General features: G+C 69.7%; 13 protein-coding genes. 12 read left to right on the top strand and 1 reads right to left on the bottom strand.

The window, feature by feature from the left end:
- The 8 genes from AC2VOK_RS15135 to tsaD form a co-directional block, all read left to right on the top strand.
- A partial coding sequence (locus AC2VOK_RS15135) for an NAD(P)H-hydrate dehydratase (RefSeq protein ID WP_428901216.1) occupies positions 1 to 1,006 on the top strand: 1,006 nt, incomplete at its 5' end.
- A gap of 44 nt (positions 1,007 to 1,050) precedes the next feature.
- Positions 1,051 to 2,445: a glutamate decarboxylase gene (gad, locus tag AC2VOK_RS15140; RefSeq protein WP_428901217.1), complete on the top strand. Its 1,395-nt coding sequence runs from the start codon at positions 1,051 to 1,053 to the stop codon at positions 2,443 to 2,445.
- 233 nt (positions 2,446 to 2,678) lie between these two features.
- Positions 2,679 to 3,845 carry an alanine racemase gene (gene alr, locus AC2VOK_RS15145; protein WP_428901218.1) on the top strand — a complete coding sequence of 389 codons (1,167 nt, stop codon included), beginning with the start codon at positions 2,679 to 2,681 and terminating at the stop codon, positions 3,843 to 3,845.
- A gap of 52 nt (positions 3,846 to 3,897) precedes the next feature.
- On the top strand, positions 3,898 to 4,950 hold the full coding sequence (locus AC2VOK_RS15150; protein ID WP_428901227.1) for an alpha/beta fold hydrolase: 1,053 nt from the start codon (positions 3,898 to 3,900) through the stop codon (positions 4,948 to 4,950).
- On the top strand, positions 4,943 to 5,428 hold the full coding sequence (gene tsaE / locus AC2VOK_RS15155) for a tRNA (adenosine(37)-N6)-threonylcarbamoyltransferase complex ATPase subunit type 1 TsaE (protein ID WP_428901219.1): 486 nt from the start codon (positions 4,943 to 4,945) through the stop codon (positions 5,426 to 5,428). The genes AC2VOK_RS15150 and tsaE overlap by 8 nt, the downstream gene beginning before the upstream one ends.
- Positions 5,410 to 6,048: a tRNA (adenosine(37)-N6)-threonylcarbamoyltransferase complex dimerization subunit type 1 TsaB gene (tsaB, locus tag AC2VOK_RS15160; protein ID WP_428901220.1), complete on the top strand. Its 639-nt coding sequence runs from the start codon at positions 5,410 to 5,412 to the stop codon at positions 6,046 to 6,048. The genes tsaE and tsaB overlap by 19 nt, the downstream gene beginning before the upstream one ends.
- Positions 6,045 to 6,521, top strand: a complete 477-nt coding sequence (gene rimI / locus AC2VOK_RS15165; RefSeq protein ID WP_428901221.1) for a ribosomal protein S18-alanine N-acetyltransferase — start codon at positions 6,045 to 6,047, stop codon at positions 6,519 to 6,521. Before tsaB ends, rimI begins: the two co-directional genes overlap by 4 nt.
- On the top strand, positions 6,518 to 7,552 hold the full coding sequence (gene tsaD, locus AC2VOK_RS15170) for a tRNA (adenosine(37)-N6)-threonylcarbamoyltransferase complex transferase subunit TsaD (protein ID WP_428901222.1): 1,035 nt from the start codon (positions 6,518 to 6,520) through the stop codon (positions 7,550 to 7,552). The genes rimI and tsaD overlap by 4 nt, the downstream gene beginning before the upstream one ends.
- Here the strand turns inward: tsaD and AC2VOK_RS15175 are convergent.
- A complete protein-coding gene (locus AC2VOK_RS15175) occupies positions 7,549 to 8,232 on the bottom strand; it encodes a C39 family peptidase (RefSeq protein ID WP_428901223.1) in 684 nt (227 codons plus the stop codon). The genes tsaD and AC2VOK_RS15175 overlap by 4 nt on opposite strands.
- A 287-nt stretch (positions 8,233 to 8,519) precedes the next feature.
- On the opposite strand from AC2VOK_RS15175, the gene groES reads away from it, so the two are divergent.
- The 4 genes from groES to AC2VOK_RS15195 all read left to right on the top strand — a co-directional run bounded on the left by groES (position 8,520) and on the right by AC2VOK_RS15195 (position 11,615).
- Positions 8,520 to 8,822, top strand: coding sequence for a co-chaperone GroES (gene groES, locus AC2VOK_RS15180; RefSeq protein ID WP_007167930.1), 303 nt, complete (start codon positions 8,520 to 8,522; stop codon positions 8,820 to 8,822).
- An 85-nt stretch (positions 8,823 to 8,907) separates the two neighbouring features.
- Positions 8,908 to 10,533, top strand: a complete 1,626-nt coding sequence (groL, locus tag AC2VOK_RS15185; protein ID WP_428901224.1) for a chaperonin GroEL — start codon at positions 8,908 to 8,910, stop codon at positions 10,531 to 10,533.
- 134 nt (positions 10,534 to 10,667) lie between these two features.
- Positions 10,668 to 10,766, top strand: a complete 99-nt coding sequence (locus AC2VOK_RS15190; protein WP_428901225.1) for a type II toxin-antitoxin system RelE family toxin — start codon at positions 10,668 to 10,670, stop codon at positions 10,764 to 10,766.
- A gap of 69 nt (positions 10,767 to 10,835) precedes the next feature.
- Positions 10,836 to 11,615 (top strand): enoyl-CoA hydratase, encoded by a 780-nt coding sequence (locus tag AC2VOK_RS15195; RefSeq protein WP_428901226.1) that lies wholly within the window; start codon positions 10,836 to 10,838, stop codon positions 11,613 to 11,615.
- The last annotated feature ends 73 nt before the right edge of the window (positions 11,616 to 11,688 follow it).

Genomic DNA, 11,688 nt, shown 5'->3' on the forward strand with positions numbered 1-11,688 from the left:
CGACGCGGCCATCCCGGTGGTTGCCGTCGACATTCCCAGCGGGATCGACGTGATGACCGGGGCGATCACCGGTCCCGCCGTGACCGCCGCCGTGACCGTCACCTTCGGCGGGCTCAAGCCGGTGCACGCGCTGGCCGACTGCGGCCGCGTGGAACTCATCGACATCGGCCTGGACCTGCCGGGCCCGCCCGCTGTCGAGGCGCTGGGGTTCGAGGCCGCCGACGTGCTGGCGCGCTGGCCGGTGCCCGGTCCCCGGGACGACAAATACACCCAGGGGGTGACCGGCGTGATGGCCGGCTCGTCGACGTACCCGGGTGCGGCCGTACTGTGCACCGGCGCCGCCGTCGCGGCCACCTCCGGCATGGTCCGCTACGCCGGCAGCGCGCACGCCGAGGTACTCGCACGGTGGCCCGAGGTGATCGCCGCACCTACCCCGGCGGCAGTCGGGCGGGTGCAGGCCTGGGTGGCCGGGCCCGGGTTGGGTACCGACGAGACCGGCGCCGGGGCCCTGACGTTCGCGCTGGGCACCGACCTGCCGGTGATCGTCGACGCCGACGGGCTGACCATCCTGGCGACGCGACCCGAGTTGGTGGCCGACCGTGAGGCGCCGACCGTGCTGACTCCCCACGCCGGGGAATTCGCCCGGCTGGCCGGGCACCCGCCCGGCGACGACCGGGTCAGTGCCTGCCGCACGCTGGCCGACGAGTTCGGTGCCACGGTGCTGCTCAAGGGCAATGTCACCGTCATCGCCGACGCCGGCGGCCCCGTTTTCCTCAACCCGGCCGGGCAGTCCTGGGCCGCCACGGCGGGCTCGGGCGACGTGCTGTCCGGGATGATCGGCGCGCTGTTGGCGGCGGGCCTGCCGGGGGCCGAGGCGGCCGCGGCGGCCGCCTTCGTACACGCCCGTGCCGCGGCGTCCTCGGCCGCAGATCCCGGCCCCTCAGACGCGCCGACCTCGGCGTCGAGAATCATCCCGCACATCCGGGCCGCCCTGGCCGCCTTGTAGAAGCAAGGCTGCCGGCCCCAAGACGGCCCCAAGAAAGGAACTGCATGCCCCATCACCCCTCCATGGCCGCGCACTCGATCGCGCCTGCGTACACCAGCCGCCTGTTCACCGCCCCGATCCCGGCGCTGCGCCTGCCCGAGGAGTCGATGAACCCTGATGCCGCGTACCGCTTCGTCCACGACGAATTGATGCTCGACGGCAGCTCGCGGCTGAACCTGGCCACGTTCGTCACCACCTGGATGGACCCCGAGGCCGACAAGCTCATGGCCGAGACGTTCGACAAGAACATGATCGACAAGGACGAGTACCCCGCGACCGCGGCCATCGAGCAGCGTTGCGTGTGCATGGTGGCCGACCTGTTCCATGCCGACGGGCTGCGTGACGACGATCCCCACAGCGCCTGCGGGGTGTCCACGGTCGGCTCCAGCGAGGCGGTGATGCTCGGCGGGCTGGCGATGAAGTGGCGCTGGCGCCAGAAAGTCGGGTCCAAAAAAGGGGGAGGCTGGGCGAAGCGGACCCCGAATCTGGTGATGGGCTCCAACGTCCAGGTCGTGTGGGAGAAGTTCTGCCGCTACTTCGACGTCGAGCCCCGCTACCTGCCGATGGAGGTGGGTCGCTACGTGATCACCCCCGAGCAGGTCGTCGATGCCGTCGACGAGGACACCATCGGCGTGGTGGCGATCCTGGGCACCACCTACACCGGGGAGCTCGAACCCGTCGCCGAGATCTGCGCCGCGCTGGACACACTGGCCGCCGCCGGGGGCGTCGACGTTCCCGTGCACGTCGACGCGGCCAGCGGCGGTTTCGTGGTGCCCTTCTTGCAGCCGGAGCTCAGGTGGGATTTCCGGCTCCCCCGCGTCGTGTCGATCAACGTCAGCGGGCACAAGTACGGGCTGACCTACCCCGGCGTCGGCTTCGTGGTGTGGCGCAGCAACGAGTACCTGCCCGAGGAGCTGGTCTTCCGGGTCAACTACCTCGGCGGGGACATGCCGACCTTCACGCTGAATTTCTCCCGGCCGGGCAACCAGGTGGTCGGGCAGTACTACAACTTTTTGCGCCTGGGTCGCGAGGGTTACACCAAGGTGATGCGGACGCTGTCGGGTACGGCGCGCTGGCTGGCCGAGCAATTGTGCGCCCGCGAGCATTGCGAGGTGATCTCAGACGGCTCGGCGATCCCGGTGGTCGCCTTCAAACTCGCGGGCAACCGTGCGTACACCGAGTTCGACGTCTCCCACGAGCTGCGCAGCTACGGCTGGCAGGTGCCGGCCTACACGATGCCCGACAACGCCGCCGACGTGGCGGTGCTGCGTGTCGTGGTGCGCGAGGGGATGTCGGCCGACTTGGCCCGGGCACTGCACAACGACATGGTGTCTGTGCTGGCGTCGCTGGACAGGGTCGAGCCTGGCGGACGCCACGGCGAACAGCACTTCGCGCACTGACCCGGGTGGCTTGTCACATCCGCCACAGTGGTCCCCGTCGGGAGACGGTGCTCTTTTTGCCCGCCTCGCAGCGACAACGCCTGGCAGGCAGCCTGCGACGCGCGTTGTCGCTCTGAGGCGGGCGCATCGTGTGCCGCTCGGCCCAGAGACTGGTGTGGCGGTTGCGCCCCATGGGCCGCGAGTGACTCGCTGCACGGTGAACGTGCCGGAACGATTCTGGGACAATATCGTCCGTGGCCGTTACGCCGACATCCCTGACGCCAGGCGTTCTGGCCGAGGCCGTGGTTGACCTGGGCGCCATCGAGCACAACGTGCGGGTGCTGCGCGAGCACGCCGGCCACGGCCAGGTGATGGCCGTCGTCAAGGCCGACGGCTACGGCCACGGGGCCACCCGGGTTGCCCGCGCTGCGCTGACCTCGGGGGCTGCCGAGCTGGGCGTGGCCACCGTCGACGAGGCGCTGGCGCTGCGCGCGGACGGGATCGCCGCACCGGTGCTGGCGTGGCTGCACCCACCGGGTATCGACTTCGGTCCCGCCCTGCTGGCCGACATCCAGATCGCCATCTCCTCGCCTCGCCAGCTCGGCGAGCTGCTGGACGCCGCACGCCGCACCGGCCAGACGGCGACCGTCACCGTCAAGGCCGACACCGGGCTGAACCGCAACGGGGTCCTCCCGGCCCAGTTCCCGTCGCTGCTGGACGCGTTGCGCCGGGCCGTGGCCGAAGGCGCCGTGCGGGCGCGCGGGCTGATGTCGCATCTGGTGCACGCCGACCAGCCCGACAGCCCATTCAACGACGTCCAGGCCCGACGGTTCGCCGAGCTTCTCGCGACGGTGCGCGACCAGGGGATGCGGTTCGAGGTTGCCCATCTGTCCAACTCGTCGGCGACGATGTCGCGACCCGACCTGGCTTTCGACCTCGTTCGGCCGGGTATCGCCGTGTACGGCCTCAGCCCGGTCCCCGTGCTCGGCGACATGGGGCTGGTACCGGCGATGACAGTGAAATGCACTGTCGCGCTGGTGAAGGCGATCCGTGCCGGCGAGGGCGTGTCGTATGGCCACACCTGGATCGCCGAACGCGACACCAACCTGGCGCTGCTGCCGATCGGCTACGCAGACGGGGTGTTCCGCATGCTGGGGGGACGCCTCGACGTCCTGATCAACGGCAGGCGGCGGCCCGGCGTCGGACGGATCTGCATGGACCAGTTCCTCGTCGACCTGGGACCCGGAAAGCCTGACGTGGCCGAAGGCGACGAGGCGATCCTGTTCGGGCCTGGCGGCGGTGGCGAACCGACCGCACAGGACTGGGCCGATCTGCTCGGCACCATCCACTACGAGGTGGTGACCAGCCCCCGGGGACGTATCACCAGGACATACCGCGAGGCGGGAACCGTTGAGCGATGACCGAACCCGCCGGCGCCACTGGTTCAGGGCCTGGTTTGCGGGAGGTGCGGGTCTGACCGCGATCGCCGCCATCGTGGGGGCCTCGATCCGCCACTCGGTGACCCAGCGCTCGACCGCCGCCGACGATCCCTACGCCGACGAGGATTTCGACAGGATCGACGCCGACCGCAGCTATGTGGTCACCACCCCGGACGGAGTGGCGCTGGCCGTCTGTGAGACGGGGCCCGTGGACGCCCCGCTGACGATGGTGTTCGTTCACGGCTTCTGCCTGCGTATGGGCGCCTTCCATTTCCAGCGGACCCGGTTGCCCGCGCGGCTGGGGCCGCGGGTGCGAATGGTCTTCTACGACCAACGCGGGCACGGCCGGTCCGGCGAGGGCTTGCCGCAGACCTACACGCTGGCCCAGCTCGGCGAAGACCTGGAAAGTGTGCTGGCAGCGGCGGCGCCGCGTAGGAAGATCGTGCTGGTGGGGCATTCGATGGGCGGTATGACGGTGTTGTCGCACGCCCGCCAGTTCCCCGAGGGATACGGAAAAAGAATCGTCGGCGCGGCGCTGATTTCGTCTGCCGCCGAAGGGCTGCCCCGCTCACCGCTGGGTGAGTTGCTGAAAAATCCTGCGCTGGAGGCGATCCGGCTCACCACCAGGTCCGCACCCAAACTGGTGAACCACGGCCGCACCGTGTCGCGATCAGTGATCGGCCCCGTGCTGCGGGCCGCGTCGTTCAGCGACCTCAAGGTCAGCCGGAGCCTGGACGCGTTCGCGCAGCGCATGATGAACGACACTCCGATCGCCACGCTGGTGGGGTTCCTGGACGCGCTGGAGCAGCACGACGAAACCGCCGGGCTGTGGACGCTGCTGCGGGTCCCGACCCTGGTCGCCTGCGGCGACCACGACCTGCTCACTCCGGATGAATACTCCCGCAAGATGGCTGCGTGTATGCCGTTGTCCGAGTTGGTTATCGTCTCCGGGGCCAGCCACCTGGCACTGCTGGACAGGCCCGAGGCCATCAACGACGGGTTGGTCCGGCTCGTCGAGCGGTCCCGGCCGGGCGCGATGGCCCGGCGCTACCGCCGGATCCGGGAAAGGTTCGGGCGTCGTGACTGAGTCGAGGTTCGGTGCCGGCGTCCCGCCCCGGTGCACCGCCACCTGCGAGCGCGCCGAGGACACGGTCGCGCTGGGGTCCCGGTTGGGCGAGCAGCTGCGCGCTGGTGACGTAGTCGTGCTCTCCGGGCCACTTGGAGCGGGAAAAACGTTGCTGGCCAAGGGGATTGCCGCAGCCATGGACGTCGAGGGCCCGATCACCTCGCCGTCGTATGTGCTGGCGCGGGTGCATCGCCCGCGGCGGCCCGGCGCGCCGGCGATGATCCACGTCGACATGTACCGATTGCTGGACCAGCCCGGAGCCGGCCTGCTGGGGGAACTCGACTCGCTGGACCTCGACACCGAACTGCAGGACGCGGTCGTCGTGGTGGAGTGGGGCGAGGGCCTCGCCGAACGCCTCGCCGAGCGGCACCTCGACGTCCGCCTGGAACGGGTCAGCCATTCCGACGTGCGGCTCGCGACGTGGCGGTGGGCCTCGTGAGCGTCATCCTGACCATCGACACCGCGACCGAGGCGGTGACGGCCGGGGTGGTGCGTCGCGACGATCTGGCCGTGCTGGCCGAGCGGGTCACCATAAGTGCCCGCGCCCACGCCGAACGGCTCACCCCCAACGTGCTCGCCGCGCTCGCCGACGCCGCGCTGAGGATGGTCGATCTCGACGCCGTCGTGGTGGGCTGCGGCCCAGGTCCCTTCACTGGCCTGCGGGTGGGTATGGCCAGCGCCGCCGCCTACGGGCACGCGCTGGGCATCCCGGTGTACGGGGTGTGCAGCCTGGACGCCATCGGCGTGCTCACCACCGGCGAGGTCCTGGTCGTCACCGACGCCCGCCGCCGCGAAATCTACTGGGCCCGTTACCGAGACGGGGTCCGTACCGAGGGTCCGGCCGTCGGGGCGCCGGCCGGCGTCGATCCCGGCACCGCGCGGGCGGTGGCCGGTTCGCCCGAGCACGCGGCGCCATTCGGCCTGCCGCGCTGCGGCCCGGTCCATCCGACACCGGCCGGCCTGGTGGCCGCCGTCGGGGACTGGTCGGCGCCGCCGTCGCCACTGGTGGCGCTGTACCTGCGCCGGCCCGACGCCAAACCCCTGACGGAGCGCCGATGACCGCCTGCGACGGGACCGTGTCCGTCGGCGCGTTGACCCCGGCCGACGCACAGCGGTGCGCTGAACTCGAATCGCAGCTGTTCGACGGTGACGACCCGTGGCCGCCGGCTGCGTTCACGCGCGAACTGGCCGGCCCGCACAACCACTATGTGGGCGCGCGCACCGCCGACGCGTTGGTCGGTTACGCCGGCATCTCGCGACTGGGTCGCAGGCCGCCGTTCGAGTACGAGGTGCACACCATCGGCGTGGACCCCGCCTATCAGGGCCGCGGCATCGGCCGGCGGCTGCTCGAGGAGCTGCTGGCCTTCGCCGACGGGGCTGTGGTGTACCTGGAGGTGCGCACCGACAACGCGGCCGCGATCGCGTTGTACTGCAGTGTGGGGTTCGAGCAGGTCGGCCTGCGCCGCCGCTACTACCGCATCAGCGGCGCCGACGCCTACACGATGCGCAGAGAGGCGCGCCGAAACCCATGACCGTCATCCTGGCCATCGAAAGTTCCTGCGACGAAACCGGAGTCGGCATCGCCCGGCTGGACGGCACCGGCAATGGGGCCACCGTGACACTGCTGGCCGACGCGGTGGCCTCCAGCGTCGACGAGCACGCCCGGTTCGGCGGCGTGGTGCCCGAGATCGCCTCCCGGGCCCACCTGGAGGCGCTCGGCCCCACCATGCGCCGCGCCTTGGCGGCCGCCGGGCTCGAGCGGCCCGACATCGTGGCCGCGACCATCGGGCCCGGTCTGGCCGGAGCCCTGATGGTGGGGGTCGCGGCGGCCAAGGCCTATGCGGCCGCCTGGGGTGTGCCCTTCTACGCCGTCAACCATCTCGGCGGGCATCTGGCCGCCGACGTCTACGAGCACGGCCCGTTACCCGAGTGCGTGGCGCTGCTGGTGTCGGGGGGACACACGCACCTGCTGCACGTGCGTTCGCTCGGCGCGCCGATCGTCGAGCTCGGCAGCACCGTCGACGACGCCGCCGGTGAGGCCTATGACAAGGTGGCGCGGCTGCTGGGTCTGGGCTATCCGGGCGGCAGGGTGCTCGACGAGCTGGCCCGCACCGGAGATCCCGAAGCCGTCGTCTTCCCCCGCGGCATGACCGGGCCGGCCGACGACCCGTGCGCGTTCAGCTTCTCCGGACTGAAAACCGCGGTGGCGCGGTATCTGGAGAGCACCCCGGATTTCCGTGCCGTTGACGTCGCCGCCGGATTCCAGGAAGCCGTTGCCGACGTGTTGACGATGAAAGCGGTGCGGGCCGCCACCCGGGCCGGCGTGTCGACCCTGCTGATCGCCGGGGGAGTCGCCGCGAACTCGCGGCTGCGCGAGCTCGCCGCGCAGCGCTGCGCGCAGGCCGGCCTGACCCTGCGGATCCCCGGGCCGCGGCGCTGCACCGACAACGGGGCGATGATCGCGTCGTTCGCCGCGCATCTGGTGGCTTCGGGCGCGCCGCCATCACCGCTGGATGTGGCCAGCGACCCGGGCCTGCCGGTGGTGCAGAGCCGGTTGCCTTAGATCTGAGGCGCCCACGGTAATGTCCCGTAGCCGGTCGCCTGGGTGACGATCAGCAGGTTGTCGCTGGTTGACCAGGCCTGGGTGAAGATGTCCATCGGGATCAGTTCATCCCGGCCGTTCGGTGTGCCGCTGTCGTTGAGGTGGACGACGTTGTCGGCGGTGTCGACCCCGGTGACGACGACGGCATGGTCGGCCTGTGTGCGTTGCCCTTGGCCCGGGGGATAGTTCCAGATTGTCTCCGCGTTCAGCGCTGCGATGACCTTGTGGCCACCGCTGAGGTAGTCCTCCATCCCTTGCATGGTGTTGCCGGTCGTCATGTCTGACTGGATGCCGTAGCGCTGCAGGAGCATGACCATGTCCTGGGGCGACGTGCCGTCGAAGAAGTACACATCTCCGCCGTGCGCTTCGCTGGGGGTGAAGATTCCGCGCAGTTCGATGCCGATCTGAGTGGGTTCGTGGCCGGTGAGCTGGCCGACCACGTCGGCGACGGCCATCAGGCCGCAGTCTTCCTGATGCTGGTAGCGCCAGTAAGGCGCGGCGGCTTGCGGGTTGCCGTACATCTGGCCGCCCGGGTCGGCGGCGGCCAATCCGGTGTCGGCCCCAGAGGATGCGACGAAGGCCGCGATGAACAACACGGCCGCGACCATGGCGCGCTTGGTGAGCAGGATCCTCGTGAGCATCTGTCCATTATCAACCCGGCGCGAATCTCGGGCAGCGCCCCGCGGGTAGGGGCTCCCAGGGAGGAAGCAACGGGCCCCCCTTGAGTGCTAGCACTCTCATGTATAGAGTGCTAGGTGGCAATCGGACGCCCCCTTGTGCCGGCACCCGCGACGACGGTGCGAGGGTACGGACGACTGCCAGACCACCTAACAAACGGACGGTTCGGGGCCACGCCGCGAACCGACCGCCAACTCCGGCCCGGGCGATGGTCCCGGGCCTGCTACCAACTAACTGGAGGGCTCCCATCGTGGCGAAGGTGAACATCAAGCCACTCGAGGACAAGATTCTCGTGCAGGCCAACGAGGCCGAGACCACGACCGCGTCCGGTCTGGTCATTCCCGACACCGCCAAGGAGAAGCCGCAGGAAGGCACCGTCGTCGCAGTTGGCCCCGGCCGCTGGGACGAGGACGGCGAGAAGCGGATCCCGCTGGACGTGTCCGAGGGTGACACCGTGATCTACAGCAAGTACGGCGGCACCGAGATCAAGTACAACGGCGAGGAGTACCTGATCCTGTCGGCGCGCGACGTGCTCGCTGTCGTATCCAAGTAACCCGTGTTCCGCCCCGGCGATCCCCGTGTGTTCCACGGGTGATTTCCGGGGCGGAATGCGTCAGTAGGTGGGAAGAAGGAACCTGATGAGCAAGCTCATTGCGTACGACGAGGACGCGCGCCGTGCCATCGAGGCGGGTGTGAATGCGCTCGCCGACGCGGTCCGGGTGACCCTGGGGCCGCGCGGTCGCCACGTGGTGATCGCCAAGTCCTGGGGCGGCCCCACGGTCACCAACGACGGTGTCACCGTAGCGCGCGAGATCGACCTGGAGGACCCGTTCGAGAACCTCGGCGCCCAGCTGGTCAAGTCGGTGGCCACCAAGACCAACGACGTCGCGGGAGATGGCACCACCACAGCCACGGTGCTGGCCCAGGCGCTGGTGAAGGGCGGCCTGCGCCTGGTCGCTGCCGGAGTCAACGCGATGGAACTCGGCGCGGGGATCGGCAAGGCCGCCGACGCGGTGTCCGAGGCGCTGCTCGCGTCGGCGACCCCGGTTTCCGGCAAGGAGGGCATCGCACAGGTGGCGACGGTCTCCTCACGCGACGAGCAGATCGGCGAGTTGGTCGGCGAGGCGATGCACAAGGTGGGTACCGACGGCGTCGTCAGTGTCGAGGAATCCTCGACGATGAGCACCGAGCTGGAGTTCACCGAGGGTGTCGGCTTCGACAAGGGTTACTTGTCGGCGTATTTCGTGACCGACTTCGACGCCCAGCAGGCCGTGCTCGAAGACCCGCTGATCCTGTTGCACCAGGAGAAGATCAGCTCGCTGCCCGATCTGCTGCCCATGCTGGAGAAGGTCGCCGAAGCGGGCAAGCCGCTGGTCATCATCGCCGAGGACATCGATGGTGAGGCTCTGGCCACGCTGGTGGTCAACTCGATCCGCAAAACGCTGAAGGCCGTGGCGGTCAAGTCGCCGTTCTTCGGCGACCGGCGCAAGGCGTTCATGGAGGACCTCGCGATCGTCACAGGCGGCCAGGTGGTCAACCCCGACGCCGGCCTGCTGCTGCGCGAGGTCGGGGTCGAGGTCCTGGGCTCGGCCCGCCGGGTGGTGGTCGGCAAGGACGACACCATCATCGTCGACGGCGGCGGTTCCGCCGAGGCGGTGGCCGGCCGCATCAAGCAGCTGCGCGCCGAGGCCGAGGCGAGCGACTCGGACTGGGACCGCGAGAAGCTGCAGGAGCGGCTGGCCAAGCTGGCCGGCGGGGTCGCCGTGCTCAAGGTCGGTGCCGCTACCGAGACGGAACTCAAGAAGCGCAAGGAAAGCGTCGAGGATGCCGTCGCGGCGGCCAAGGCGGCTGTCGAGGAGGGCATCGTGGCCGGCGGTGGTACGGCGCTCATCGGCGCCCGCGAGGCACTGAAAGACCTGCGGGCGTCGCTGACCGGTGACCAGGCGGCGGGGGTCGACGTTTTCTCCGACGCCCTGGCCGCACCGCTGTACTGGATCGCCGACAACGCCGGCCTGGACGGTGCGGTCGTGGTCAACAAGGTCAGCGGACTGCCCGCCGGACACGGCCTCAACGCCGCGACGCTGCGCTACGGCGACCTGATCGCCGACGGCGTCATCGACCCGGTCAAGGTCACCCGGTCGGCGGTGCTCAACGCGGCATCGGTGGCACGGATGGTGCTCACCACCGAGACGGCGGTCGTCGACAAGCCCGCCGAGGAGGAGGGCGACGGCCACGGCCACGGGCACGGGCATCATCACCACTAGTTCGTCACCAAGAGGGCGGGGGCTGGAACCTGTTGTGAGTTCCGGCCCCCGTTCTTGATGCCTCGACCGACGAGTCGAACGATCCACGACCGGCCAAAGCGAAGAAACTAGTTGGGAGCCAACGTGATTGGCGTGTGCGCTTCGGGCAATACCGGGTGGCGTACTCCATCGACGACACCGCGGGCGAGGCAACGGTTTACAACGTGGCCAAGCGCAGCGACGCCTACCGGTGACGCGTTGGCTTCAGGTGCGGCCGGTGTTAGCGTCCGAGTAGCGCCGGGTCAATCGAGTGAGGTCAAACAATGGAAGAACCTCTACTGCTGCACCATCGCGACGAGCGCGGTGTCGTCACACTGACGCTGAACCGCCCGCACGCTTTCAATGCGTTGTCGGAGGCCATGCTCGCGGCGCTCGGCGAGACCGTCGACGCGCTCGCCGACGACGAAGCGGTGCGTGCCGTCGTGCTCGGGGCGTCCGGCGCGGCCTTCTGTGCCGGCCACGACCTGAAGGAGATGCGGGCCGAGCCGTCGCTCGACTATTACCGGAGCCTGTTCGCGCAGTGCACGTCGGTGATGATGGCGCTTCAGCGCCTACCCGTACCGGTGGTCGCGCGGGTCCACGGCCTGGCGACCGCCGCGGGCTGCCAGCTCGTCGCGATGTGCGACCTCGCGGTGGCGAGCCGCGACGCGCGCTTCGCAGTCAGCGGCATCAACGTCGGGCTGTTCTGCGCGACGCCGGGAGTGGCGCTGTCGCGCAATCTGCCCCGCAAAGCCGCCTTCGAGATGCTCGTCACCGGGGAGTTCGTCTCCGCCGAAGAGGCGCGGGTGCTGGGGCTGGTCAACAAAGTAGCCGCAGCCGAGGCGCTGGACGAGGCGGTGGAGGCGCTGGTGGCGAGGGTCGTCGCCAAGCCTCGCGTTGCCGTCGCAATGGGCAAGGCCCTCTTCTACCGCCAGATCGAGGCCGGAATCGAGGCCGCCTACCAGGACGCGGGCGCGACGATGGCCGCCAACATGATGGAGCCCTGCGCGCTCGAGGGCGTCCAGGCCTTCATCGAGAAGCGCCCGCCCCGCTGGACCGGGTGAGGGCCGCGCCGCGGTCGGCGAACCCTCCGGTGCGTCAGAGGCTTGCGATGAGATGCCCACCGCAACCGTGACG

Source organism: Mycobacterium sp. TH-M116, assembly GCF_057473685.1.

Excerpts from the sequence above, each read along its gene's own strand:
- gad (WP_428901217.1), top strand. The coding sequence starts at position 1,051 with ATGCCCCATCACCCCTCCATGGCCGCGCACTCGATCGCGCCTGCGTAC.
- rimI (WP_428901221.1), top strand. The coding sequence starts at position 6,045 with ATGACCGCCTGCGACGGGACCGTGTCCGTCGGCGCGTTGACCCCGGCC.
- tsaD (WP_428901222.1), top strand. The coding sequence starts at position 6,518 with ATGACCGTCATCCTGGCCATCGAAAGTTCCTGCGACGAAACCGGAGTC.
- AC2VOK_RS15175 (WP_428901223.1), bottom strand. The coding sequence starts at position 8,232 with ATGCTCACGAGGATCCTGCTCACCAAGCGCGCCATGGTCGCGGCCGTG.
- groL (WP_428901224.1), top strand. The coding sequence starts at position 8,908 with ATGAGCAAGCTCATTGCGTACGACGAGGACGCGCGCCGTGCCATCGAG.
- AC2VOK_RS15195 (WP_428901226.1), top strand. The coding sequence starts at position 10,836 with ATGGAAGAACCTCTACTGCTGCACCATCGCGACGAGCGCGGTGTCGTC.